This window comes from Kangiella marina, from assembly GCF_039541235.1.
Classification (GTDB): Bacteria; Pseudomonadota; Gammaproteobacteria; order Enterobacterales; family Kangiellaceae; genus Kangiella; species Kangiella marina.
Genome location: NZ_BAABFV010000001.1, coordinates 1,053,604 through 1,080,320 on the forward strand (window position 1 = coordinate 1,053,604; position 26,717 = coordinate 1,080,320).

Consider the following 26,717-nt stretch of genomic DNA (forward strand, 5'->3'; position numbering starts at 1 on the left):
CGCGAGTCAAAAGGCAGGTAAGGACAAATACTTGCCCTAAGTGGATGCTTAAATTACCGTAAACAGGAACTAAAGCGTAGTAATTAACTAGAAAAGCTAATATGCCGAAAGCAAGTCCAAACTGCCAACGACCTCTTTTGAATATGGTTCCCCGAATTCTATTCAGCCTTTACTCCCCTAGTAATCATTAGCTATGACTAATATCGCAAGTTATTCAAGTACTTACAACCTTTTTTATTTTTTAGTCTGAGTTTCTTTGCTTGAACGCTTCTCCTAATATATAATCGCTGTCCATTTTTTGAGCACCGCGCTCTTCATAAGTTATTGATTTTCTGTTATGACACAAGATATTTCTCCACAAAATACCAGTAATGCACCGAAACAGCGTAAAGCTGTCGCTTTGATTTCAGGCGGTTTAGACTCCCTATTGGCAGCTAAAGTGGTGCAAGAACAAGGGATCCATGTTGAAGGCATTAACTTTTACACGGGTTTTTGTGTTGAAGGCCATACCCACGCCATCCGTAAAAAGGATAAAGATAAACAAAAGCGCAACAACTCACTTTGGGTTGCTGAGCAGCTGGGTATTAAACTTCATATTATTGATATTTCTGAAGAGTACAAAGATATCGTGTTAAACCCTAAGCACGGCTATGGTGCTAACCTCAACCCCTGCTTAGACTGCAAGATTTTTATGGTCAACCAAGCCCAAGCCTGGGCCTGGGCAGAAGAGAATGGTTTTGATTTTATCATCACGGGTGAAGTAATTGGTCAGCGCCCCAAATCTCAACGCAAAGAAACCATGCCAATCATTGCTCGCGAATCTGGTGCTGATGATCGTTTATTAAGGCCGCTTTGTGCTAAAAACCTCATCCCAACACTGCCAGAGCGGGAAGGATGGGTAAACCGTGATGAGCTGTATGATTTTTCAGGTCGTAGCCGTAAACCCCAGTTCGAACTCGCAAAAAAGTTTGGTTTCGAAGATTTCGCACAACCCGCTGGCGGTTGCTGCTTCTTAACCGATGCCAATTATTCTAAAAAGCTTGCTGACTTGTGGGATGCTCGCGGCGAAAGACGTTATGAACTGGACGATATTATGTTACTAAAAGTCGGCCGACATATTCGTCCGAAGAAGAACTTTAAGTTAATTGTTAGCCGTGAAGAAGGGGAAAATAACTTCCTTCGTGGCTATAAAAAGCAATTTACCAGTATCCATACAGTCAGCCATGGCGGTCCTTTGACCCTGCTTGATGGTGAATTTGATAAAGATGATATTCGCTTGGCTGCGCAGATTGCTGCTCGTTACTCCGGCGGGAAAAATGCAGACCAAGTCACAGTACAGGTCGAAAACTACAAAGGGACATCCTTTGTGATGGACGTTCCTCCAATGACTGCTGAAGACGTTAAGCAGGAGTGGCACGTATGAGCACCAATACCCTAGATTGCCGCAACCTACTCTGCCCAATGCCGGTTATTCGCACACAAAACGCACTAAAAGAGCTTCAAGAAGGCGACACCCTGGAAGTCACCTGCACCGACCCCGGCACTTTAAGTGATATCCCCACTTGGTGCCGAATTAATCAGCACCAAGTGATATCTACTAACGAACAAAATAACGAAATTGTTTTTGTTATAAAAAAATAGTATCAGCAGGTTAAACTAACCTGCGTATTTAAACCAACAGTTAAAAGCAACAGTGATCCTTTCTTTGTTTCCAAAGTAAGGTTTAACCTCATGCAATAACCAAGAAGGAAACAGAATTAATTGTCCCGGCTTGAGCTTAAGCTGTAGGTTTCCTCGAGAGTATTCACTTTTTAGGTTTGAGCATGACTTATCAATATAGGATGTTGTGGCCATATTTGGTGAAATGAAACTTAGAACACCATTAGTTTCCTCTTCCTGCTCTCCCTCATCCCCTGGATCAACACAATATACCCCAGACCAAGCTGAGTTAGCATGGTTGTGGACTCCAAAGTAGCCACCATTCCTAGTTATATGGAACCAACTAGAATTAGCGATATGAAGTCTACTGAGCTCTTCAGTACTATAATCGTTTAGCTTCCCAACTACGTTATAGACACTAGCCCAGCAAAAGTCTCGTAGTTCACCTACATGCTTATTGTTCCATGAAAATAAGTCAAATCGACTTTCATACACTTGCTTGTTTTTTTGAACGTATTCATCCTTGTTTTTATAGGACTCACCTTTTCGTTCCTTTTCCAAAAAAAACTCTTTAAGCTTACTATTTAGATTACTGCAGTCTTCATTCATAACCTCAATAATAGGCACAGCAAATGAAGGCTGTATTTTTATTTTTCCAAGCATAAATCCCCCGTTCTTCGACTATCTTTTATATCTCTGCTTTTGTTTATTTTTTGACTTTTTTTGCACTCAGCCCCCAAGCTAACAGTTGGTTGCTTTCCTTTAGCTTCACAACTGAACCTTCACTTAAACCATTACTATGTAATTTATCAATTAAGTTTTGAATTTCACTCTCCGTTAGAGACGCATTAATAAGATTTTCAAGCCTCACACGAGAGTCTCTTAGCTCACTCCAAAAATTATTAATAGTGCCCTTAGCAAACTTCAAACCTTCGTTTTGGGCAGCTTTAAAACTTAACATGACAATGTCTAATAACTCGTAAATCACATCTGGGCAATGGCTAGCTTTAGCTCTTTTAGTCAACTCATCGACTTGACTGTTAAACTGCAATTTTGCTTTATTCGCATCTGCATCAGCCTGAATTTTTTTTAAGTTCTGCTTATTTTTAAGCTTAGCCATATAACCTAACATTATCTCAATAGTACTTTTTACGGTTTCACTCGTAAGTAGGTAATCGAGGTGTGCTTTTTCTTCTACAGCGTTCTTTACTATTAAAGACTCTTTGTGATGGATTACTGCGGCAAACACTCCGTTATTTTTTAATACTCTTTCAACCTGGTGTATCACCCCTTCAATTTCACAATATTCTACGCCAAACTGACTTACGACCAAACTAAACTCTGAGTCGCTAACTGGTAGCTCTTCAATTGCTGTATTACCCAACATTTTAATTTTTGATTTCGCTTCAGCCTCAACTTTATCTAACCAGATTGGTTGAATTGAAGCTAAGTCTACGCCTACATATTTATCAAAACCTTCAGACTGCTCTAGTGACATAACTAGGGATATCAATGCTCCATTTCCCGTACATAAATCTAACATTGAAGCTTTATCACTTAGTCTCTCAACAACAGATACCCAAAAGTTTTTTATTTCTCCACCATAGTTACCTGAAGGGTCATCATAAAAACAAGAATTTATTACGCCTTTTGACCAATATCGAGTCCAGACATTTTCATTTTTTTCCAAGTTCTTCATTCCTCTTTATTAAAAAAAAAGGGCGTTAGACGCCCTTTTTTGATTTTAAGATAAAGAATCTATCTTAGAATCTTTGAGTGTAACGTAAGTACACGATACGACCGTAACCATCATATAGGTTGAAGTCATAACCACGTCCAGCTGGCTCATAAATATCCAATACAGGATCTTTATCAGTCAAGTTGTTAGCACCCAATGAGATTTGACCATCCCAAGGAGTAGCGTAGTTGAACTGAACGTCATGCGTTACCCAGCTACTGTTACGTAGAGGCTGTGTTGTATCGTAGTCTACATCAGGCACACAGTTAGCAGTATCTGAGAAATCATCACAGAAAGTACCGTTAGTAGAAAGAGTATCGGCAATGTAGTTAACATTCCACGTTAAACCGAAGTCTCCTAACGACCAAGTGTTGCTCAAGTTAGCACGAACTTCTGGTACGCCTGGTTGATCAACGAAATCAGTACCGTCAATTTCATACTTCTGTACATAACCAACTTGGAAGTTAGTTTGTAAGTTACCAGCGCCACCCATATCAAGGCTATTTCTCACGTTCAAATCAAGACCTGAAGTCTCAATCTCACCACGGTTAATGAAACCACGTTGAACAAATAAAATCGGCTCAATTGTTTCATTAGGACCAATAGTTCCGTCACCATCAAGATCGTAAGGAATTGGGTCTGAGAATGCTGCACCTAAACCATTAGACGCATCGCCAGGTCTTGCTGTGTTAGGAATTTCCGATACACCTGCTGGGCAAGGGATAAAACCACGTAAGCAAGAAACGATTTCAGCTGTTCCGATGCCTGTGATTTGATCTTCCAGTTGGATGTTGTAGTAATCCGCTGACATAGACAAATCATCTGTAATTTGCCATGCACCACCTAAGCTGAATTGCTCAGAGCTTTCTGGGCCTAGGTTTGGATTAGCCAAAGCGTATGCTTCTGTTTGCGTTTGACAGCTTGCATTATTCGTCAAGAATCTACAAGTATCCGGGTCTGTCGTACCGTCTGCAGAGAATGCAGGCTGCGCAGTTAAGATATCCAAAGATGGAGCACGGAAACCTTCACCCCATGATGCACGTAATGTTACATCATCAATTGGTTGGTAACGGAACGATACTTTAGGAGCAAAGTTATCACCAAAGTCGCTATAGTCATCGTAACGACCCGCAAGGTTGATCTCGAAGTTATCAACTACAGGAAGTAAAGTCTCGAAGTACAATGCAGAAACATCGCGACCACCGCCAGCAGAGTTACCAGCAGAACCACCAATCACGCCACCCTCAGAAAGAGAGTCATACTTATCTTGGTATGTTTCTTTGCGGTATTCACCACCAACCAACATACGAGCTGCGCCGCCGCCCATTTCGAACAAGTCGAATTGAGTATTAACGTAAACTTCATCAAGGATAGTGTTAGATTCACGGTTAATAGTAGCTTTTAGAGAATTTAGAACGCTATCTGGGTTACCAGCTGGATCTAGAATGTCATAAGTACCATCTGCCGCTGCTGCTTCCATTAATGGAGTAACAATGTAGTTACGACCAAACTCATCATACTTATACTCATTACGACGAATACCAAAATCCATCTCTACTGTATCAGTTAAGTAACCTTCGAAGCCCCACTCAGCAGCATAAAGGTCTTGATCTGAATTAGTATCACGAGTACCAGTACCTAAACTACGGTGACGAAGCAACACGTCTTCACCTACATAGTTATTAGGAGAGCTTGCTGGCAAGAACAAGAATAAAGGTGTTGGAGCATAACGACCAAAAGACGTTACACGTGAGTTAGAAGCTGTAAAGTAAGTCGACCAATCATCATTGATTTGATATTGAGCACGACCAAAAATCGCGTGATTTTTAATTTCAGCTTCATCCGCAGCTAATGCAGTGAAGTCATAGAAACAATGGTTTTGTGCGTCACCATCAATCGTGAACAAACCTTCTGCGTCACAGCCAGAACCGTCTGGAGTCCAGTTTTGAACACCGCTTAAGCCTGAGAATGCAGTAGTTGTAGCTAGAGCCTGGTAGTTGTTACCAAACGTTGAAACACCACCAGAAGACCATGGACGATCGCGTTGGAAAACGATTTCACGGCTGTTCCATGAAACACCTACATAAGCACTAGCTCTGTCGCTAGAAGCACCGAAAATGATTGAACCTTCATCCGTAGAACCACCTGGACGTTTTGGATCAGATGCGCCAACTCTTACTTCTGCGCCATCGAAATCTTTACGAGTGATAACGTTTACAACACCACCGATTGCATCTGTACCGTAGATAGCTGATGCACCGTCTGAAAGAATTTCAATTCTTTCTACCGCTGCCAATGGAATCGAGTTCAAATCTTGCGCTGAACCGACTTGTGGAGCAGAAGGAGCACGACGTCCATCAACCAAAATCAATGAACGACCACCGCCTAAACCACGTAAGCTAAGCTCAGCAAAAGACTGTGCAGAACTACCTGACTGTGGGCGGAAAGAACCAAAAGAGTTGAATGTAGTGTTACGTAGTAAATCAGCAACAGATACATCACCACTTAAATCGATTTGTTCGCGATCGATTACTGTAACTGGAAGTGCGCCTTCAACGTCAGTACGCTTCAAACGTGAACCAGTAACAACAATCTTCTCAGCCTCAGCACCCTCTTCTTCTTCAGCAGCAAACGTTGCTGGAGCGCCAACAGCCAAAGAAGCAGCAAAACCGCTATATAAAGCGACTTTAACAGCCTTAGCTATCATTGTCTTGTTAGTCATAAATTCCTACCTATAGATAAGTTGGTAAATTTTCTTTGTTGTACCAAAACTATTTTTCACCCCCCACAAAAAAGGGGCCATGGCGAAAGATAGCCTTGGAGTATGCTATAGTTATCACATTAATTTTACTTGGTCAACAAAATTTACATATTAGGTTTTTAAACCCAACACTAATAAACCAGCAGTAACTTGCTGATATTGTTGAATTTATTTTTCGACCCTCCATAAAAAACTTAGCGTATACTTGTCTATTTATTGACCACGAAATTTTTGTTTATTCACCCAGTGTTAATTTTTTATTTTCAAAAGCTTGTCCGCACCAAGTTGGTGCATTCACTTGTCTCTGCTCTTCTGTTTTCTATGGTTTTGATTTTTTCGACTGATATAATGTCACCAGTTTAAATTCAATCCAGTTTGGAGAGCACAGAATGTCTGTAGACAATGTTTTAAAAATGATCGAAGAATACGACGTTAAATTCGTTGATTTACGTTTCACCGATACCAAAGGTAAAGAGCAACACGTTACCATCCCAGCGCGTGTCGTTGATGAAGATTTATTGTCTGATGGTAAGATGTTTGATGGCTCATCAATTGCAGGCTGGAAAGGTATCAACGAGTCAGACATGGTGTTGATGCCGAATACGGATACAGCCCTTATCGATCCATTTTATGAAGACACTACTTTATTATTACGCTGCGATATCCTAGAGCCAGCGACAATGACTGGCTACGACCGCGACCCGCGCTCAGTAGCTCGCCGCGCTGAAGAGTATTTAAAGTCCACAGGTATTGCGGACTCCGCATTTTTTGGGCCAGAGCCTGAGTTTTTTATCTTTGAAGATGTAAAGTTCAAATCTGATATTAGCGGTTCTTTCTACAAAATTGACGACCCAGAAGCATCATGGAACTCTGACAAAAGTTATGAAGGCGGCAACACCGGCCACCGTCCGCGTGTTAAAGGCGGTTACTTCCCTGTTCCTCCAGTCGACTCGTCGCAAGACCTTCGTTCGCAAATGTGTTTAGTCCTAGAAAGTATGGGACAAGTAATCGAAGCACACCACCACGAAGTCGGTACCGCCGGTCAAAACGAGATCGCGACTCAGTTTAATTCATTAGTGAATAAAGCTGACGAAATTCAAATCATGAAGTACGTGATTCACAACGTGGCTCACGCTTACGGCAAAACAGCAACTTTCATGCCTAAGCCTCTTGCCGGTGATAATGGCTCAGGTATGCACGTCCACATGTCACTCGCGAAAGACGGTAACAACATCTTCGCTGGCGATAAATACGCAGGCTTGTCCGAAGAAGCACTGTATTATGTTGGTGGTATTATTAAGCATGCGAAAGCACTTAACGCTTTAACGAACCCTTCAACAAACTCGTACAAGCGCTTAGTACCAGGTTTTGAAGCCCCTGTTATGCTTGCTTACTCGGCCAAGAACCGCTCGGCATCGATTCGTGTACCTCACGTAGGCAGTGCTAAAGCACGCCGTATCGAGGTTCGCTTCCCGGACCCTATGGCTAACCCTTACTTGGCTTTCGCGGGTCTTATGATGGCCGGCTTAGATGGCATCCAGAACAAAATCCACCCGGGTGATGCTATGGATAAGGATTTGTACGATCTTCCTGCGGAAGAAGCTAAATCGATTCCACAGGTTGCTGGTTCGTTAGAAGAAGCCTTAAATGAGCTTGATAATGATCGCGAATTCTTAACCCGTGGCGGTGTATTCTCGGACGACATGCTGGATGCTTACATCGAACTCAAACGCGGTGACGTTGAGCGCTTGAAATTGACGCCTTCACCAGTTGAGTTTGATTTATACTACAGCCTATAACGTCAAACGACATTAAGCACTACTCTAAAAGCCCGGCTCAGCCCGGGCTTTTTTATTTTGACACCAGCACCGCAGTTTTAGATACTAGTTATAGCGAATGATGTTAAGGATATTATGATGAAGCCATTACGATATATATTGCTAACTATTACATTGCTTGGCACCTCTACTGTAGCTAGCTCTGCAGATGAAACGGTCATGTACAAGAAAGTGGATGAGAATGGCAAAATCACCTTCACCGATAAACCCATTCCCGGCTCCACTCCGATAACCATAAAAACCAATACCAATGTTGTGGATACGCCTAAACCCATTTTGCGTCCGCGAAAGGACTCAGACGAGTCTTCCGAGGACGATGATAAGCCTTTCCAGTACCAAGTGCTGGCAGTTGACAGCCCACAGCATGATCAGGCAGTACGAGCTAATACAGGCGATATGAACGTCATCGTAGGAATAACTCCAAGTCTTCAGCCTAATCATAGCCTGCAACTCATAATGGACGGTTCTCCAGTAGGCTCACAGCAGAAGGTTCCGTATTTCTCATTGAATAATGTTGATCGGGGTACACACGAGCTGTCAGTGGCAGTCATCAATGATACTAACAAGAAAACCCTACAAACCAGTCAGCCGGTTACCTTTCACCTGCTGAGGGCGTCTATCCTTAACCGCTAAACACTGGCAGCAGACTATTCTCCAGCAAAACGCACCAAAACGGTGCGTTTTTCCTGTTAACTGCTATAATACCCCACCCAACACTCAGCCACCCTTTACCTTGATGCAACTTGAGCGCCTGCTAGATCACATCTCAACAGCAATTATTGCGTTTGATGCGCATGGTCGCTTCAGTTATCTCAATCAAGCCGCAGAAAAAGCTTTCTCGACAAGCAGCAAAGTTTTAACTGGAAAACGCTACAGTTACTTTATTGCCAGCGACAGTTTACCTTTGGGGGATATTCTTGAAGGGCTGCGCCAAAATGGACAGTTCGTTTTGGATAATGTGCACTTAGAACTACTCAACGGCAAAGCCTTCACGGTTGATTTGATTGGCCATTGGCTGCAAGCAGAAGAGCCATATCTTATCGTCGAGTGGCAAGATCCTGTTCACTATCCACACCGAGCCCAAAGTCGAGGACTCTCGATGCAAAATCAAGTGAGTGAACGTTTATTACAGAAGTTGGCACACGAGGTTAAAAATCCCCTGAGCGGTATTCGTGGTGCTGCCCAGCTCTTAGCTCAAGAATGCACCGACGAACCACAAAAACACTTTACCGAGTTTACCGATATCATTGAGCAAGAAACCGCGCGCTTAACCCAGTTAGTGGATCGAATGTTGCTATCGACACACAAGGCTTCACGTGTCCGGATGAATATTCATGAGACCACCGAGCAAGTGTTAGAGCTGTGCCAGATTAACCTGCCTAAACATATCGAGCTTAAGCGTGATTACGACCCAAGCCTACCAGACTTTCATTGTGCTCCCGACTCCGTTTACCAAGCGGTGCTCAACATTACGCAAAATGCGATTGATGCTTGCCGCTCCGAGCCAAATGCCGTCATCACCATCAAGACGAGAGCATTACCGCGCCATACGATTGGCGATAAACAGTACCCTCTGACTGTTTGCATTCAAGTAGAAGATGATGGGCCAGGCGTTCCCGAGGAACTTCAGCCGAATATTTTTGTGCCACTGATCAGCGGCAAGAACAGCAGTGGCTTAGGGCTTGGTATTGCTCAAAGTTTAGTCCAGCAACAGCAAGGGTTAATCGATTTTAAATCCAGCGCAGGCAAGACCGTTTTTTCGGTCTACTTACCGGTGATCGACACAGCGTCACTAGCAGGTGCTAGCAATGAGTAACGCTTCTAACAGCACCGTATTGATTGTTGATGATGATAGTTCAATTCGCTGGGTTTTAGCTCGCGCTTTGAGTAACGCGCAATTTAAAGTATTGTCCTGTGACAACGGCAAACAAGCAATGGAAATCATTCGCCAGGATAAACCACAGCTGGTTATTACCGATATCCAGATGAGCGGCATGAGCGGCTTAGAACTTCTAAAAAGCATTAATCAAGAATGGCCTGACTTGCCGGTCATCATGATCACCGCTTATGCCGATACCGACTTAGCCACCAAAACTCATGAACTTGGTGCTTTTGACTACCTTCCGAAACCGTTTGATATCAATCATGTCATTAAGCTCTGCCAGCGCGCAATGGACAGCCAGCGCGAGCGTCACGATCTGCCGCTGTGGTTACAGCAGATAGAAAAGAAAATTGATAGCGACTATCATCAGGGGAACAACCAAGCGCTGATTGAAATGCAACAAGAGTTCGAACGGTTTATCGTTGAGTCAGCCTTGCGCTTAAGCCAAGGCCATAAGCAAAAAGCAGCAAAAATATTAGGTTGGGGTCGCAATACTTTAACCCGTAAATTAAACTACTGGCAGCACGACACCGCCTCAGATACAAAAGAAGAATAGCATGCTACATATCGTCTTATTTGAACCAGAAATCCCGCCGAACACGGGGAATATCATCCGACTTTGCGCTAATACAGGGATGCAATTACATCTCATCAAACCGCTTGGGTTTGAGCTAGAGGATAAACGCATGCGACGTGCTGGTTTGGACTATCATGAGTGGGCGAATGTCATCATTCATGACGACTTTGCGAGCTTTAAAGAAAAACAACAGCCACAGCGACTTTTCGCATTAAGTACTAAAGGAAAACAACACTACCATCACATTCAATATCAAGATGGGGACTACTTCATTTTTGGCCCAGAAACTAGAGGGTTGCCTAACCATATTCTTGAGGAGCTGGCAACAACGCTGCTAAGAATTCCGATGAAAGAAGGGAGTCGTAGTTTGAACTTATCGAACACTGCCGCCATTATGGCGTTTGAAGCATTGCGTCAGTTAGGGTTTGAAGGGTGTCAGTAAGACTCTATGACTCGGATTTAAGATCACGCGTCAATAACTCTCGGGCCGCTACTTTAGGATCCGCGCCTTCATATATAATGTTATAAATGGCTTCACAAATCGGCATCTCAACCCCAACACGCTCTGACAGCATATGTATTTCATGAGCATTGCGAACGCCTTCAACCACTTGACCAATGGCTTGCTCCGCACCTTCGCGATCACCACCTTGTCCAAGCGCTAATCCAAAGCGTCTATTGCGAGACTGGTCGTCCGTACAGGTCAGCACCAAGTCGCCCATACCCGCCATACCGTTGAATGTTTCTGGCTTACCACCAAGCGCCACGCCAAGACGCTTCATTTCGACAAGGCCACGGGTTATCAATGCAGTACGGGCATTTGAACCAAAACCCAAGCCATCAGCAATTCCTGCACCAATGGCGACCACATTCTTAACAGCGCCACCGATCTGCAGACCGATCACATCACTACTGATATAAACGCGGAAACGCTCGTTGTGGAAATCCAATGCTAATTGCTCTGCCAATTCAGGATCGCTTGATGCTAAGCTGATAGCTGTTGGCATACCGCGCGCCATCTCTTTAGCAAAACTTGGCCCCGATAAAATCGCGTGAGGCTGCTCTGAACCTAACTCCTCTTTCAAAACATTACCCAGCAAATCTCCCGTGTCAGGATCTAGCCCTTTACTGGCCCAAATAATGGGTAACTCTTTGTTTAGGTGAGGTTTGATAGATTGAAGCGCAGTGCGAAATGCATGGCTTGGCACAGCAACCAAAACAACATCGGCAGTCGATACCGCGCCTGATAAGTCATTAGTCACTGTTAACCTATCTGGAAAAGCCACATCAGGTAAGTAGCGCGTATTACTGCGTTCACACTGCATTGAAGCAGCCTGCGCGGCGTCACGCGCCCACATCGAGACCTGATGACCATTGCTCGCCAGAACAATGGCTAGTGCGGTTCCATAGGAGCCAGCTCCAAGAACCGCAAAAGACTTTAAGCGATTAGCCATTAAGCGTTAGCTTCTTCCTGCTGATTCGGTTGCTGTTGCGCTTGTTGGTATAGAGCACTGAAGTTAATAGGCTGTAATGCAAAGCGTGGGAAACCGCCGCGAGAAATCGCTTCTGAAATTGCTTCTCTAACGTATGGGAAGAGTTGCTCACAACAGAATGTTCTTAATAAACGTCCGCGAACTTCACTGTCAACGCCCTTAATACCAAACACACCGCCATACTTTACTTCTGCAATATACGCGGTTTTATCTTCGATCTTTGAAGAAACAGTAACCTGGAGCTCAACTTCATAGCTGTCGTTTTCCAAGTCTTTTACGCGATTATTTAAATTGACGCTAATTTCAGGCTTGTAAGACTCTAAAAATATCTCAGGAGAGTTTGGAGCTTCAAACGAAATATCTTTCGCATAGATCGTTTGAATACCTAATTGAGCACCTTCAGGGTTTTCAACCTGCTGCTCGCCTTCTGCTTGATTTACTGAATTTTCATCTGCCATAACTGTACTCTCTTAATATGTAATGTTTTGCGTTATTGTAATAGTGATTTACGGTTCCAACATAGGTTCTAACTTGCCAGCCGCATGCAGCGCATACAAATCATCACAGCCACCCACTGGTTCGCCATTAATGATAATCTGTGGCACCGTATGCCCGCCCGCAATATCAATCATCGTTTGGCGTAATTCACTATTACCATCAATCGGTATTTCGTTGTAATCAACATCTAACTTGTCCAGCAAATGCTTTGCTCGAACACAAAATGGGCAATAACCCTTAGTATAGATATCAATAGTCGCCATAATAATTGTTAACCTTTTGCTAGAGGTAAGTTGTCACCAGTCCATGATTGGATGCCACCTTTTAGTTTGTGCACCTGCTCAAAGCCATGCTTACGCAGCAAAATTGCAGCGCTACCAGACTGCATTCCAGTGGCACAGACCATAATAATGGGGCTCTGCTGATATTTTTCAAGGTCCTTAGTGCTATCCTTTAACTTAGTAAAAGGAATGTTAATCGCACCATGGATATGGCCTTTATTAAAGTCGGCAACCGCCCTTAAATCAACCACTTGGGCATCTTGTTTATTGATCATTTGCGTCGCTGTCAACGGTGTCAATGATTGGGAACCACTGGTCATGGTCTTAATGATACTGATCAGTAACAAAAGCGCGAATGCTAACCATGCCGCTCCTAAAAATGGATGGTTGCTAAAAAATTCAAATAACTGCTGCATTTGTCAGGAAACCTAGAGTTTATGCTGGAGTTCAAAACACAGCATTATACACAAAACCTAGCTATAGCCTAGCCCATTTAATGCAAGACCTCGACAGGCTACTCCAATAAAAAAGGCTGCATAATGCAGCCTTTTTTATTGGGTATTGCCTAGTTATTGAATGATCGGTCCACCACCCTGACAGTTTATTGTAGGTAGCTGGATAGTTTCAAAAGGCCCCCAACCACTAGAGTTTCTCGCTCTTACTCGAACCTTGGTTGGCGTGTTATGGCTACCATTAAACATTTTGCCAGTTTTTGTCCCATTATAACTTGGGTACCACGTGCCGTTATACCAGAACTCATAATCAAGATCATACTCAAGGACAGAAGTTGATGCTGACCACCATAAAAGGAATCTAGGAGTATAACCCTCACAGCCGCTATATTCAGAACTGAAGTTAGTTATAGTAGGTGCAGAAGCTTTTGCCACAGGAGCGGCAAATAAACTTGCTAATGATAGAGTGCTAATGGTGAGAATTGAAATCATTGTTTTCATAAAACTTTCCTTCATTTAAATTATATTTTTGAATGTGCTCTAAAAAAACACGAACCCAAACTATCTTAAATAAATTCCGAAGTCAATTTGAGATGTAGTATTAAGCAAGACTTTAATCACAAAATAACTAACTCCCAACCAAAGCATCCCCGCAAAGTTTTTTTAAAGCATCGACACTTTGTAACCGCGTAAAGTTAGGCCTTATCAGAAACGCGATTCGGCGATGGGGGCCAGGCTCATTCAAATGCACCGCGGTTAACGCCTTGTTTTGTGTAATTAATTGCCCCATGGCCATTTCAGGGATCAATGTCGTACCCAGCCGCCCCATAACCATTTGTATCAGCGTATTTAAGCTGGTCGCTCCAAAGCCGTGTCGCGCTGCATCCTCGGACAGTTTACAGGCATCTAATATATGGTCTTTGAGACAATGCCCTTCTTTTAAAAGCATCAAGTTGGATTGGGTCAGTTCATCGCTGGTGACTTCTTTTAAACCACTGTTTTTGTCATCTTTCAGCGTCACCCAGTAGAAATCTTCCTGCCAAAACTCCAGTGATAATAGCCCATCATGCGGGTAAGGTAAGGCCAATATAGCCGTGTCTAGCTCGCCTTTTTTAACCTTTTCAACCAAAACATGCGACTGTTCTTCGACAATTTTCAACTCAGCGTCAGGGTACTGCTGATGCAGCAACGGAAACATTTTGGGCAACAAATAAGGCGCTATCGTTGGGATCACGCCTATTGATAACGGAAAGCTAAGTGGTTCCTTTAAGCTTTCTGAAAGACTGCTGAGAGCGTTCACTTCTAGCACAATGCCCTGAGCTCGACTCAATACCTCCCGCCCAATCGGCGTCACTAAGACTTTCTTATTGTCTCTTTCAAAGATTTGAAGTCCCAGCAGCTCTTCCAACTGAGTTAACGCCGTACTTAACGCTGATTGACTGATGTTGCACTTTTCCGCGGCCTTCTTGAAGTGAAGGGTCTCAGCGGCTGCCAGCGCATACGTTAATTGTTTGAATGAAATCATGGCGATCACGTGTTACTCAACCTGCTAGTAATTCTAAATTATAGAACATGAACATCTATTTATTCAAATTTACTGAACAATCCATATCCTTATACTGAACACCGTAATCACATACAACCTTAAATGAATCAACAGGAGGCCACACATGGCACTTATCAATACAGAAATTAAGCCGTTTAACGCAACAGCATACAAAAACGGTGAATTTGTCGAAGTCTCTAACAAAGACATTGAAGGCAAGTGGGCAGTATTTTTCTTCTACCCAGCAGACTTCACATTCGTCTGTCCGACAGAACTTGGCGACTTAGCCGATCATTATGAAGAGCTGCAAAGCCGTGGCGTCGAAGTTTTCTCGGTATCAACCGATACACACTTCACACACAGAGCATGGCATGAAACGTCTGACACCATCGGCAAGATCCAATACGGCATGATCGGTGACCCAACAGGCGAAATCACACGTAACTTCGAAGTGATGCGTGAAGGCCAAGGCCTAGCCGATCGCGGTACTTTCGTGGTCGACCCAGACGGCGTTATCCAAGTGATGGAGATTACTGCTGAAGGCGTGGGGCGTGATGCTGATGAGTTGGTTCGTAAAATTAAAGCCGCTCAATACGTACGCGATAACCCAGGACAAGTATGCCCAGCCGCTTGGAAAGAAGGTGAAGAAACATTAGCACCGTCTTTAGACCTAGTCGGTAAGATCTAGTCCGAACAATCTAACCAAAGTTAATAGGATAAAGCCCTATATAAGTTCCAAACTCAGCTTGGTGAGTTTATAAAGGCTCGCCAAGCTGCTAAAACTTAAATCGCAAGAAGGAAAGTTATTATGTTAAACAAACAAATATTAGATGCTTTGAAAAGCTATACCGCCGAGATGCAAAAGACGGTGACTTTCGTCTTGCAAATTGGTGAACACTCAAAGCGCCAAGAACTTAAAGAATTTTTAGAAAGCTTTGCTAGCGTTAGTGATCGCATTAACGTTGAAGAACGCGATGTAGACACATTACGCAGCCCAATCAGCTTCTTGCTAGAAGTCGATGGTGCGGATAGTAGTATTCAGTTTTCTGGAATACCCTCAGGCCACGAATTTAACTCGCTGGTTCTTGCGGTCTTACAGTCCGCAGGAACGCAAGTGAAGCTGGATAAATCATTACAGAACATGGTCAAAAATATTGACCAAAGCATGAAGTTCGAAGTGTTTGTCAGCTTAAGCTGCCATAACTGCCCAGACGTGGTTCAAGCGTTAAATCAATTTGCAGTGCTCAACCCAAACATTTCCACAGAAATGATCGACGGCGGCTTATTCCAAGACGTGATCGAAGAGCGCGATATTCAGGGTGTCCCCAGCGTTTACCTTAATGGCAAACTGTTCGCTAATGGTAAAGTCACGGCAGCAGAATTAATTGATAAACTGCTCGAACACAATCCATCAATTGCAAAAGCAGACTCAGCTGACAAATTACCACTACAAGATGTCGTCGTTATCGGCGGTGGTCCAGCAGGCGTAAGCTCAGCGATTTATAGCGCACGCAAAGGCCTAAAAGTGACCCTAATCGCCGACCGAATTGGTGGCCAAGTCAAAGACACCATGGGTATTGAAAACTTAATCTCTGTGCCAAAAACCACAGGCCCTGAATTGTCAGGTGCGCTACAAGCTCACTTAAACGAATACGACATCACCGTTAAAGAGCATTTACGTGTGACAGAAGTTTCTCAAGGCGATATTAAAAGTATCACCCTGTCCTCAGGAGAAATTATCGATACCAAAACCATGATCATTGCTACTGGTGCTAAATGGAGAGAGCTCGGTATTCCAGGCGAGAAAGAAAACGTCGGCAATGGTGTGGCCTACTGTCCACACTGCGATGGCCCATTCTTTAAAGGCAAAGATGTTGCGGTCATCGGTGGCGGTAATTCGGGGATCGAAGCGGCGTTGGATCTAGCAGGTATCGTGAAATCAGTAATCGTGTTTGAATTTATGCCCGACTTAAAAGCCGACAAAGTATTAGTCGACCAAGCCGAAGCCAAAGACAACATCACGATTCTAAAAAACGTTGCGACCAAAGAAATTAATGCAACGAATGGTAAGGTCTCCTCCATTGAATACCAAGATAGAACGACAGAAACCAATCACAGCATCAAGCTTGATGGCGTCTTTGTACAAATTGGCCTAGTGCCTAACAGCCACTTCCTTGGTGACGTGGTCGAAACCACCAAGTTCGGTGAAATTGTCATTAACGAAAAATGTGAAACATCACAGCCCGGTATTTATGCCGCAGGTGATGTCACCACTGTGCCTTACAAGCAAATCGTCGTATCCATGGGCGAAGGCTCTAAGGCATCCTTGGCTTCATTCGAGTATTTGCTAGCTAACTCAAGCAAGCTTGAAAAGATGTATCAAGATCATCAGTCCCCTGCACAATCTCAAAACGCTGCATAAACAAAAAGCCCCGATAAAAGGGGCTTTTTTGGTCCATTAAAATAATAATTTAACTCATTAACAGGACGTTTATTAGTATTCTGGTGCGTCTCGACGCACCCTACGTTTACTCAAACCTAGAATCTAAAAATAATATAGTGCGTCTTGTAACAGAGGTAGACTGAAAAAAGCTACTAAACAATAGATCACAGTGTTCACAACTAAATTTGTTCGACAACTTTCCAATACAGCATCACCTTTGTAAATATAGAAGCACCATAATACTCCCCAGTAGATTAACGCAGCCAATAAAAATGCCGAACCATACAGCAAAACAATTACCACAGCTCCCCAAGGAATGTGCCTTTCTACATAAGAAGAATCAAGATGAACGCACATCATTATAAAAATAGCATAGGGAAGGTTAATCAGTATAAACCTCACTATATTTAAAGTGACACGATCCTTGTTACCCATATACCTCCTATTAAATCAGTTTATAAACTGGCTGAAGAATGATTCCAACATACTAAAAGTAACACATATTATTTATCAAATACTCAGAGTCATTATGCGCTAACTTACTTATCATAAATTTCAGAGTGGCGTTGGTCGATTAATGATATTAGCAAAGCACTTAATAGCGCATTAACGATCACAGTAATAATAAATATAGAAAACATTTATAGCGATTTCTCTACCTTCAGCGTCGCGCCTTCAAAGCCAACCACTTTAACCTTTCCGCCTTGCGGTGTGTCAGGACCTGTGACGCGCCAGTAGGTGTCGCCGACTTTGGCTTTGCCGACGCCGTTTTCGATGGCGGTGGCTAAGGTAAAGGTTTTTCCGATGAGTGATTTGCCGCGGTTATTCAACGAGCTGTCTTCTTCAGGCTCATTCAACTTGCGCTTTTTGCTAAAGCTACGCCAGGCGATGATACTGACGACCGAGAAGACTGAGAATACAATCCATTGCCACTCGGGAGTTAGAAGTTCTCCTAAAAACAGCAGTAACGTTCCGACAATTAATGCTGCGATACCGAGCCATAATAAAATCGCACCTGGCGCAAACATTTCTAAAATCAGTAACACGAGACCGAATACCATCCAGTGCCAATATTCTGCGTTTGAGAAGAACTCCATAACCACTCCTATTAATTCTTTTTTCGCTATTATTTTTTAGTAAACGCTTCTTTAGCAATCTCAGCAACACCGGCTACCGAGCCTATCACCGACGATGCTTCTAGCGGTAACATCAAGACTTTCTGGTTGTCCGACGTCGCAATCTTGCCCAATGCATCAACGTATTTTTGGGCCACAAAGTAATTAATCGCCTGCACATTCCCTTCGGCAATCGCTTTCGAGACCATCGTTGTTGCATTCGCTTCGGCTTCCGCTTGACGCTCACGAGCTTCCGCTTCACGGAATGCGGCTTCTTTAGCACCCTCTGCCGTTAGGATCTGAGCTTGCTTTTCACCTTCCGCTTCTAAAATTTCCGCTTGCTTCGTGCCTTCGGCTTCTAGAATCTGCGCACGCTTTAAACGCTCGGCTTTCATCTGACGCCCCATCGCTTCCACCAAGTCATGCGGCGGAAGTATGTCTTTAATTTCGATACGCGTGACTTTAACGCCCCAAGGATTAGTCGCTTCATCAACGATGGTTAAGATACGCGCGTTGATTTCATCACGCTTCGATAACATCCAATCCAAATCCATACTGCCCAGAACGGTTCGAATGTTGGTCATGACGAGATTTTGCATGGCACGGTATAACTGATTAACTTCATACGTTGCTTTTACTGAGTCAACGACTTGATAAAAACATACCGCGTCAATCGTTACGGTCGCGTTATCTTGCGAAATGACTTGCTGGGCTGGGATATCCAATACCTGCTCCATCATATTCACTTTTGCACCAATTCGATCGATGATGGGTACAATGACGTGCAAGCCGGGAGATAAGGTTTTACGGTATTTCCCAAAGCGCTCAACCGTATATTGGTTGCCCTGCGAAACCGTTTTTACCCCTAGAAAGATGCCAATGACCACAAGGGCGACAACTGCAATCGTTAGTTCCATTAAAAATGTCCTCTTTGTACTATTATTTTTTAGGTTGTTGTTCAGCAAAACATATTGAAGGGTTTCACGGATCGGTTCAATAACTTTTTTGTGGAATTTGTAACAACCCGTTCTAAAGCAGAGCCTAAGCCGTCCTTAGCTCTGGTCTCGCCCCCCTTAGCACGATACAATAGGTCATAAGTTAGTCATTTTTATCCAATTTCATGAGTAATAGTCCAAAACCTGTTGCCCTCATCATTCTTGATGGATGGGGATATAGCGAAGATCCAAAAGACAATGCCATCATGGCAGCCAATACCCCGAACTGGGATAAGTACTGGGATCACTACAGCCACACCCTCATTTCTGGCTCAGGAACCGACGTCGGTTTACCTGACGGTCAAATGGGCAACTCGGAAGTGGGTCACCTCAACCTTGGCGCTGGCCGCGTGGTTTATCAGGATTACACTCGAATTAGCAAAGATATTGAAACCGGTGACTTCTTCGACAATCAGGCGCTGTTAAAGGCTATTGATAAGGCGGTCAGCAAGGATAAAGCCGTGCACTTGATGGGGCTTTTATCCCCAGGCGGTGTTCACAGCCATGAAGACCATATCCATGCAGCGATTAAGCTGTGTAAAGAACGTGGCGCTAAAAAGGTATATGTCCACGCCTTCTTAGATGGCCGCGACATGCCGCCACGAAGCGCTGAAGCGAGTATCATCAAACTCGATACCGCTTGCAAAGAAGCTGGTGTTGGTCGTTTAGCGACCATGGTCGGACGTTATTATGCGATGGATCGTGACAATCGCTGGGAGCGCGTTGAGATGGCGTATGACATGTTGACTCAAGGCAAAGCCGAATACCAGTTTATTGACGGTGTTACTGCATTAAAAGCCGCCTACGATCGCGATGAGAATGATGAATTTGTTAAAGCAACGGTTATTGGCGAAGCTGCCCCAGTAGAAGATGGCGATAGCATTATCTTCATGAACTATCGTGCTGATCGCGCTCGCCAAATCAGTAAGGCTTTCGCCAATGACGACTTCGATGGTTTCAATCGAGCAACTCGCCCTAAGCTGGCTGATTTCGTCATGCTCACTCAATACGCCACCGATATTGATGCCTCTATCGCCTATCCGCCCATTAGCATGGACAATGTTCTTGGCGAGCACTTAATGAAATTAGGTAAGAAGCAGCTGCGAATTGCCGAAACCGAAAAATATGCCCACGTGACCTTTTTCTTCAATGGTGGTGTTGAAACGCCTTTTACTGGCGAAGATCGCGAGCTCATTCCTTCTCCAGATGTGGCGACTTACGACTTGCAGCCAGAGATGAATGCCAAATTAGTAACGGATCATCTAGTCAAAGTTATCGAAAACCAAGAATACGATGCCATTATCTGTAATTTCGCTAATCCGGATATGGTCGGACATACCGGTAACTTTGAAGCGACGGTAAAAGCCATTGAGGCTTTAGACGAATGCATCGGACGTATTATCGAAGCGCTAGAAAAGGTTGGCGGCGAAGCATTAATTACTGCTGATCATGGTAACGCTGAGAAAATGGCCGATGCAACAACCGGCCAAGCCCACACCGCGCACACCAGCGAACCGGTGCCGTTACTTTTCGTTGGTCGAAAAGCTGAAGTTGCGGTTAGTGATGGCGTTTTATCCGATCTCGCACCAACCATGTTAACCTTGATGGACTTGCCAGTTCCTGCTGAAATGACTGGCCGCTCTATTTTTAAACTTTAATCAAGGTTATTACTGAATGACGCCACCAAGACTTGTCCTATTATGTTTACTCTCCTGCTTGGTGGCCCTCTCCTTTCCGGCAAATTCCGCTAACACTAACAGAGCACAAGCGGAAAAAGAGCTTAAAATCCTCAAAGCTGCAATCGCTGACATTCAAGATGAATTGCAGGCCAATTTAAAAGAGCAAAGCGAAGCTCAGCAAAAAATACGAACTATCGACAAACAACTTGCAGCGGCGACAACCGCTCTGCGAAACACTCGCGCCAAACTTAACAATGAGCGTGACAAACTACAGCAATTAAAAGCAGAGCAAGTGGAAAAAGTGGCGTTACGGGAAAAGCAGCGCAAACAACTCGCAGCCCAGCTCAAGAGCGCTTACATCTCTGGTCGCCAAGAATATGTCAAGCTACTGCTCAACCAGGAAGATCCGACAAAAGTCTCTCGCATGCTTGAGTATTTTCGTTATTTAAACCAAGCGCGTATTGACGATATCGAGAAACTTCAGAAAACATTGCAGCGCCTCGAAACACTAGAACAAGACATTCAAACGACATTAGTGTCATTGTCCGATCTTGAGCAAACGCAAACTGAACAACAGGCACAACAAGTTACACTGAAAAAGCAACAGCAAGTCGCTCTGCAACAACTCAAAAACAGTTACGCGGATCAAAACTCGCGCCTTTCTAAACTCCAGCGTGATGAACAAGAATTGGCCAAAGTCATTAAATCGATTGAAAAAACATTGAGTCAATTTGCGCCTAAGCAATCGTTAACGGGATTATCCAAACATAAGAATAAACTCCAGTGGCCAGCAAAGGGCAAGCTGCTCTATCGATACGGTAGCAATAAACTTGGAAACCGTTTAAAGTGGAATGGCATTTTAATAGGGGCCAAAGAAGGCGATATGGTTCACGCCATTCACCATGGTCAGGTTGTCTTTTCCGATTGGTTACGAGGCTACGGTATGCTGGTTATTGTTGACCACGGTAAAGGCTACCTCTCACTCTACGGACAAAACCAAACATTAATGAAGTCTCCTGGTGAATGGGTTGAGGCAGGCGAGCCAGTCGCAACCTCTGGGGGCAGTGGTGGCAGTGGTGAAGCCGGACTTTATTTTGAAATTCGCTACAAAGGAAAACCGCAAAATCCAATGGCATGGGTCCGGTAATTATTAGCTCTTTATCGAGAAGCTTGGGGATAGAAGGAATACAAATTATGATCAAAAACTTACTTATTATAGGCATCATAAGTTGCTGTTTTAATGCAGCCTTTGCTAGCGAGCCTATGACCGTTGCCGATCATAGCGCTGCTGCAAAAACCCAAGCAGAAAAAGAATCAGGTACTTCAGAAAAAGTAGAAACCTTGCCACTTGATGAGTTAGCAGCTCTTGCTGACGCTTATGCCCAAATCAAACAGTCTTACGTCAAAGAGTTAACCGACAAAGAAATTCTCGACGCAGCCATTCGCGGCATGTTGAGCAACCTTGATCCTTACTCTACTTACCTCACGGCTGAGCAGTTCGCTGCTTTGCAAGAAAGTGCAACAGGGGATTACGCAGGTATCGGCATCGAAGCCAATCACATCGATGAAGGTATTCGAATTGTTAACGTTATTGAAGATTCTCCAGCACAGAAAGCTGGTCTCGCGAAAGGCGATTTAATCATCAAAATCAACGACGTTCCGACACAAGGCCTGCCTGCTGAAGAAGGTTCAGATCTGATGCGCGGTTCTCCCGGCAGTAAAGTTCGTTTAACCTACATAACATCGAATGACGATGAAAAAGTGGTGCTTATTACTCGTCAAATTATTCATACCACGAGCGTCAACTATGAGTTACTGGAAAGCTCCATTGGTTTCGCTCGGATTACTGAGTTCCAACTAAGAACGGCTAATGATTTGAGCCAAGCCATTAGCAATATGGAGTATCTGAATAAAAAGCCCCTTGCAGGACTGATCCTCGATCTTCGCAACAATCCTGGCGGCTTGTTGGATGGCGCGACTGAAGTTAGTGACCTCTTTTTAAATCAAGGTGTCATCGTCAAAACAAAAGGACGGGTTGAAGATAACGACGAGATCCATAACGCAACGTATGGGGATATTCTTCGTGGAAAACCATTGGTCGTACTCATCAATCACCGTTCGGCGTCTGCCTCGGAGATTGTTGCTGGCGCATTACAAGATCATAAGCGCGCAACAGTGATAGGAACTCAGTCGTTTGGTAAAGCCATGGTGCAATCCATTCTTCCCATCCACGGCGGCAATGCGATCAAACTCACTACTTCGCTTTATTACACACCTAGCGATAGGTCTATACAGAATTCTGGGATAACACCAGATATCACGCTTGAGTTTGAGCGTTTAATCGTTGAGCAAGACCCAAAACTACAAACTGATACAAAAAACTCCGAGCAGATGCAACCTGCTGAAAATCAAGACTATCGTCGAGATAATCAAGTGATGGCAGCAATCCAACACATCAAAAGCGCGTCAAAATAAAATTCACTAACTCGATCAATGGGATAACTTATATTAAACTGAGTAGCTCTCTAGTTTAATACCATAATAAGATCGGGGTAGTGTATGTTTCCATGGAGATTATTTAGCGCTTGCGCGGTGCTCATTCTCTTATCAGGCTGTGACATTCCAAATGCGGAAATACGAGGAACAATCACCTACGAAAAGGTTCCTCACAGTAGTATCTCTCACGGTTTAGAATACACAAAATCATTCGATGTGCCCGTTCGAGGCGTCGAAGTCCAACTGATCGAGGATGGCAGTGTTATCGCTACTGACATCACCGATTCGCAAGGACAATACAAATTCATCAAGAAGATGGATACCTTCGTCAAAATTCGTGTCCGCGCTGAGCTAGTTAATGAGACAGGCGATAGCGATAGCAACGAGTGGAATGTTCGCGTCGTTGATAACACCAATGACAAGGCGCTTTATACTCTAGAAACGGATGTTTTCGAGGTCAAGCGTGAGTCGATGTCGATTGATTTACATGCAGCTTCCGGCTGGCAAGAGGGACAAGGTTATACCTCTGTTCGAGCTGCAGCCCCCTTCCACATTCTAGATAAAGTTAATGATATTTTTGTAAAGCTTGATGCTATAGGCGATGTTCAGCTTCCTGCGTTAGTGATTAATTGGAGTCCTAACAATATCCCACAGTTTGGCGATGTAACCACTGGAGAAATTGGCACCTCTTACTATACCAACGGCCAAATCTTCTTATTAGGCGCAGAGGACATAGATACCGATGAATACGACCAACATGTCATTATTCATGAGTGGGGGCACTTTTTCGAAGATAGCATCGCTCGTTCTGACAGCATTGGGGGCCCGCATGCTGGTGGTGATCATCTTGATATTCGCGTAGCGTTTGGTGAAGGCTTTGGTAATGCTTGGTCCGCGATGATTACCGACCAACCGACCTATCAAGATTCGTTTGATCAAGATCAAGCGACCGGCTTCTCAATTGAAATTGAAGATAACGATGTGATTAATCCAGGCTGGTTCAGTGAGGGTTCAGTGCAATCGTTGTTATATGATATTTATGATGAAGCCTCTGACGGGCAAGACTTTATCAACTTAGGGTTAGAACCTATCGTCGATATTCTTACTGGCCCGCAAAAAGAAACCGATGCTCTAACCAGTATTTTCACTTTTATGACATTTCTTAAGAACGAGAACCCAAGTTTTGAGAATGACTTCAATAATTTGTTAGAGGCACAAAACATTACAGCAGATGTCGATATTTGGGGAAGCAATGCCCAAAATGATGGTTCGCTGCCTGAAGCTCTACCCATTTATCTGGAGCTTAATCCAGCAGACGTAATTCGAGTCTGTACCAGCACCTCACAGGGCGCTGATGGCAATAAGCTCGCTAATCATCGCTTCCTCAAGCTTAACGTGCCTTCCGACGGAAGCTATACCCTGACGTTAACGCCTTCACGCGATAATGATATTGATGGGTATATACTGTCGAAAGGAACTGAGGTCGCAAAAAACGAAGAACCTGGGATAGAGCCTGCAGTGATTACTGCAAACTTAACTCAGGGAGTTAGCATTGCTGACGTCATTGGCTACAACGCTGAGGGAACAAGTGTCGCAGCTACCTGCTTTGACGCGGCTTTCCAAATGAATTAATACTCATACCGGAGTTAACTATGAAACTTTCAAAAATATTCATGATAACCATATTCACAGGATTGGTTTATGGTTGTGGTGGGGGCGGCGGCAGCAGCGAAGAACCATCCCCTCCTCCTACACCGCCTCCTAGTGGCGAAGCAGCCACTATTTCAGGTACGCTAACATTTGATAAAGTACCGCACAACACTTCAACAAATGGCTTGAATTACAATGGTACTGTAGAAGCGCCAATCCGTGGTGTGACTGTTCAGCTGCTCGAAGGAACTACCGTCGTGGATAGCGATGTGAGTGATGCTACAGGTAACTATTCAGTCGATGGTGAAACTGGAGTGACTTACCGATTGCGAGTTCGCGCAGAGTTGAAGCAAACAGGTACTCAATCATGGGACATCGAGGTAGTCGATAACACCAGTAGTAACGCTCAGTATGTTTTAGACTCGGCACAATTTACGGTGTCTTCAACCAGTGAAACTCGAGATCTCAATGCTGACTCAGGATGGGGAGGCAGCTCTTACACCTCGACTCGCGCTGCAGCACCATTCAATATATTGGATCGCGTCTATGTCATTATTGATAAGCTACAGGATGTTGATGCCAACTTAACGTTAGACCCTCTTGTGATCAATTGGAGTCCAAATAATATTGCTGAAAGTGGTGATATAGCTAACGGTCGAATTGGCACTTCTTTTTATACGCAAGATCAAATCTACCTCCTTGGTGCTCAAGATAGCGATACTGATGAATACGATGGTCATGTGATTATCCACGAGTGGGGGCACTATTTTGAAGACAATAATGCTCGCTCAGACAGTATTGGTGGCCGTCATGGTGGTGGTGATCGTCTCGACATGCGTGTAGCCTTTGGCGAAGGGTTTGGTAACGCATGGTCAGGGATTATTACCGACGATCCTTTCTACCGCGACTCATTCGGTCCCGATCAGTCTCAAGGCTTCTTTATCAATGTGGAAAACAACAATGTTTCAAATCCAGGATGGTTTAGTGAGGGATCGGTTCAGTCGATTCTTTATGATATTTACGATGGAACCAGTGACGATTCCGCTAACCTAGGGTTACAACCGATCTACAATGTATTGACAGGCCAACAGAGAAACACTGAAGCCTTTACCAGTATCTTTAGCTTCATGACTTACATCAAAGATGAAAACCCTGGAGATGCCGTTGCACTCAACGCGTTATTAACTGCACAAAATATCAATCCGAACGTTGATATTTGGGGCTCAAACGAGACAGATAACGAAGGTCAACCAGACGTTATTCCTGTCTATAATGAGTTTAATCCTGGTGATACTCAAAACCTATGTACCATCAGCACCTTCGGTGGCTTTGCCTCTAACGACAACCGCAACAAGCTCGGTAATCGTAAGTTCTTACGCCTCAACATTCCTTCGGACGGCAGTTATACCTTACGTTTAACACCTCCAGGAAGCCAGGACTTAGACGGCTTCATCTTCCTTAGAGGAGAGTTCGTCAATGGTGATAATGCAGCATCTACATCAACCGTAAATATCACTGGCAATCTGGCGGCTGGAACTTATACCGCAGACGTTCAATCATTTGACGAAGCAGCCTGCTTCGACGTATCGCTAATACAGAACTAATTTAGAATTG

At 44.0% G+C, this 26,717-nt stretch carries 25 protein-coding genes; 14 read left to right on the forward strand and 11 right to left on the reverse strand.

Annotation, left to right across the window (positions count from 1 at the left end):
• Positions 1 to 337: 337 nt before the first annotated feature.
• Positions 338 to 1,423 (forward strand): tRNA (5-methylaminomethyl-2-thiouridylate)-methyltransferase, encoded by a 1,086-nt coding sequence (locus ABD943_RS04600; protein WP_345292001.1) that lies wholly within the window; start codon positions 338 to 340, stop codon positions 1,421 to 1,423.
• Positions 1,420 to 1,641 carry a sulfurtransferase TusA family protein gene (locus tag ABD943_RS04605; protein WP_345292002.1) on the forward strand — a complete coding sequence of 74 codons (222 nt, stop codon included), beginning with the start codon at positions 1,420 to 1,422 and terminating at the stop codon, positions 1,639 to 1,641. The genes ABD943_RS04600 and ABD943_RS04605 overlap by 4 nt, the downstream gene beginning before the upstream one ends.
• Positions 1,642 to 1,656: 15 nt before the next feature.
• Here ABD943_RS04605 and ABD943_RS04610 read toward each other — a convergent pair whose 3' ends face one another.
• From ABD943_RS04610 to ABD943_RS04620, 3 genes are all read right to left on the reverse strand, one after another.
• Entirely contained in the window at positions 1,657 to 2,322 is a 666-nt protein-coding gene (locus ABD943_RS04610) for a putative 2OG-Fe(II) oxygenase (RefSeq protein ID WP_345292003.1), read from the reverse strand.
• Between the two features lie 43 nt (positions 2,323 to 2,365).
• Entirely contained in the window at positions 2,366 to 3,349 is a 984-nt protein-coding gene (locus ABD943_RS04615; RefSeq protein ID WP_345292004.1) for a class I SAM-dependent methyltransferase, read from the reverse strand.
• A gap of 73 nt (positions 3,350 to 3,422) precedes the next feature.
• Entirely contained in the window at positions 3,423 to 6,119 is a 2,697-nt protein-coding gene (locus ABD943_RS04620; RefSeq protein ID WP_345292005.1) for a TonB-dependent receptor, read from the reverse strand.
• 428 nt (positions 6,120 to 6,547) lie between these two features.
• Here ABD943_RS04620 and glnA point away from each other — a divergent pair, with 428 nt between their 5' ends.
• From glnA to trmL, 5 genes are all read left to right on the forward strand, one after another.
• Complete coding sequence (gene glnA, locus ABD943_RS04625) at positions 6,548 to 7,957, forward strand: glutamate--ammonia ligase (RefSeq protein WP_345292006.1); 1,410 nt, start codon at positions 6,548 to 6,550, stop codon at positions 7,955 to 7,957.
• A gap of 114 nt (positions 7,958 to 8,071) precedes the next feature.
• A complete protein-coding gene (locus ABD943_RS04630) occupies positions 8,072 to 8,629 on the forward strand; it encodes a DUF4124 domain-containing protein (protein WP_345292007.1) in 558 nt (185 codons plus the stop codon).
• A 103-nt stretch (positions 8,630 to 8,732) separates the two neighbouring features.
• On the forward strand, positions 8,733 to 9,812 hold the full coding sequence (gene glnL, locus ABD943_RS04635) for a nitrogen regulation protein NR(II) (RefSeq protein WP_345292008.1): 1,080 nt from the start codon (positions 8,733 to 8,735) through the stop codon (positions 9,810 to 9,812).
• The gene (locus tag ABD943_RS04640) at positions 9,805 to 10,434 is read left to right on the forward strand and encodes a response regulator (protein ID WP_345292009.1); all 630 of its coding nucleotides are present in this window, start codon (positions 9,805 to 9,807) and stop codon (positions 10,432 to 10,434) included. Before glnL ends, ABD943_RS04640 begins: the two co-directional genes overlap by 8 nt.
• A 1-nt stretch (position 10,435) precedes the next feature.
• On the forward strand, positions 10,436 to 10,897 hold the full coding sequence (gene trmL, locus ABD943_RS04645) for a tRNA (uridine(34)/cytosine(34)/5-carboxymethylaminomethyluridine(34)-2'-O)-methyltransferase TrmL (RefSeq protein WP_345292010.1): 462 nt from the start codon (positions 10,436 to 10,438) through the stop codon (positions 10,895 to 10,897).
• 4 nt (positions 10,898 to 10,901) lie between these two features.
• Here the strand turns inward: trmL and gpsA are convergent, their stop codons facing one another.
• The 6 genes from gpsA to ABD943_RS04675 all read right to left on the reverse strand — a co-directional run bounded on the left by gpsA (position 10,902) and on the right by ABD943_RS04675 (position 14,704).
• Entirely contained in the window at positions 10,902 to 11,909 is a 1,008-nt protein-coding gene (gene gpsA, locus ABD943_RS04650) for an NAD(P)H-dependent glycerol-3-phosphate dehydrogenase (RefSeq protein WP_345292011.1), read from the reverse strand.
• Positions 11,909 to 12,406: a protein-export chaperone SecB gene (secB, locus tag ABD943_RS04655; protein ID WP_345292012.1), complete on the reverse strand. Its 498-nt coding sequence runs from the start codon at positions 12,404 to 12,406 to the stop codon at positions 11,909 to 11,911. Before secB ends, gpsA begins: the two co-directional genes overlap by 1 nt.
• Before the next feature lie 48 nt (positions 12,407 to 12,454).
• Entirely contained in the window at positions 12,455 to 12,709 is a 255-nt protein-coding gene (gene grxC, locus ABD943_RS04660) for a glutaredoxin 3 (protein WP_345292013.1), read from the reverse strand.
• Between the two features lie 8 nt (positions 12,710 to 12,717).
• The gene (locus ABD943_RS04665; protein WP_345292014.1) at positions 12,718 to 13,143 is read right to left on the reverse strand and encodes a rhodanese-like domain-containing protein; all 426 of its coding nucleotides are present in this window, start codon (positions 13,141 to 13,143) and stop codon (positions 12,718 to 12,720) included.
• 153 nt (positions 13,144 to 13,296) lie between these two features.
• Positions 13,297 to 13,680, reverse strand: coding sequence for a hypothetical protein (locus ABD943_RS04670; RefSeq protein WP_345292015.1), 384 nt, complete (start codon positions 13,678 to 13,680; stop codon positions 13,297 to 13,299).
• Between the two features lie 127 nt (positions 13,681 to 13,807).
• Positions 13,808 to 14,704, reverse strand: coding sequence for a hydrogen peroxide-inducible genes activator (locus ABD943_RS04675; protein ID WP_345292016.1), 897 nt, complete (start codon positions 14,702 to 14,704; stop codon positions 13,808 to 13,810).
• 145 nt (positions 14,705 to 14,849) lie between these two features.
• Here ABD943_RS04675 and ahpC point away from each other — a divergent pair, with 145 nt between their 5' ends.
• Positions 14,850 to 15,413 carry an alkyl hydroperoxide reductase subunit C gene (gene ahpC, locus ABD943_RS04680; RefSeq protein WP_345292017.1) on the forward strand — a complete coding sequence of 188 codons (564 nt, stop codon included), beginning with the start codon at positions 14,850 to 14,852 and terminating at the stop codon, positions 15,411 to 15,413.
• A gap of 120 nt (positions 15,414 to 15,533) precedes the next feature.
• Complete coding sequence (gene ahpF, locus ABD943_RS04685; RefSeq protein ID WP_345292018.1) at positions 15,534 to 17,147, forward strand: alkyl hydroperoxide reductase subunit F; 1,614 nt, start codon at positions 15,534 to 15,536, stop codon at positions 17,145 to 17,147.
• Between the two features lie 662 nt (positions 17,148 to 17,809).
• Here ahpF and ABD943_RS04690 read toward each other — a convergent pair.
• The gene (locus ABD943_RS04690) at positions 17,810 to 18,265 is read right to left on the reverse strand and encodes an NfeD family protein (protein ID WP_345292019.1); all 456 of its coding nucleotides are present in this window, start codon (positions 18,263 to 18,265) and stop codon (positions 17,810 to 17,812) included.
• A 29-nt stretch (positions 18,266 to 18,294) separates the two neighbouring features.
• The gene (locus tag ABD943_RS04695) at positions 18,295 to 19,200 is read right to left on the reverse strand and encodes an SPFH domain-containing protein (protein WP_345292020.1); all 906 of its coding nucleotides are present in this window, start codon (positions 19,198 to 19,200) and stop codon (positions 18,295 to 18,297) included.
• Between the two features lie 203 nt (positions 19,201 to 19,403).
• Here ABD943_RS04695 and gpmI point away from each other — a divergent pair, with 203 nt between their 5' ends.
• The 5 genes from gpmI to ABD943_RS04720 all read left to right on the forward strand — a co-directional run bounded on the left by gpmI (position 19,404) and on the right by ABD943_RS04720 (position 26,707).
• Positions 19,404 to 20,936, forward strand: coding sequence for a 2,3-bisphosphoglycerate-independent phosphoglycerate mutase (gene gpmI / locus ABD943_RS04700; protein WP_345292021.1), 1,533 nt, complete (start codon positions 19,404 to 19,406; stop codon positions 20,934 to 20,936).
• Positions 20,937 to 20,952: 16 nt separating this feature from the next.
• Positions 20,953 to 22,104: a murein hydrolase activator EnvC family protein gene (locus ABD943_RS04705; protein WP_345292022.1), complete on the forward strand. Its 1,152-nt coding sequence runs from the start codon at positions 20,953 to 20,955 to the stop codon at positions 22,102 to 22,104.
• A gap of 47 nt (positions 22,105 to 22,151) precedes the next feature.
• Entirely contained in the window at positions 22,152 to 23,432 is a 1,281-nt protein-coding gene (locus tag ABD943_RS04710; RefSeq protein ID WP_345292023.1) for a S41 family peptidase, read from the forward strand.
• Between the two features lie 84 nt (positions 23,433 to 23,516).
• On the forward strand, positions 23,517 to 25,085 hold the full coding sequence (locus ABD943_RS04715; protein ID WP_345292024.1) for a hypothetical protein: 1,569 nt from the start codon (positions 23,517 to 23,519) through the stop codon (positions 25,083 to 25,085).
• A gap of 20 nt (positions 25,086 to 25,105) precedes the next feature.
• The gene (locus ABD943_RS04720) at positions 25,106 to 26,707 is read left to right on the forward strand and encodes a carboxypeptidase-like regulatory domain-containing protein (RefSeq protein WP_345292025.1); all 1,602 of its coding nucleotides are present in this window, start codon (positions 25,106 to 25,108) and stop codon (positions 26,705 to 26,707) included.
• Positions 26,708 to 26,717 lie beyond the last annotated feature (10 nt).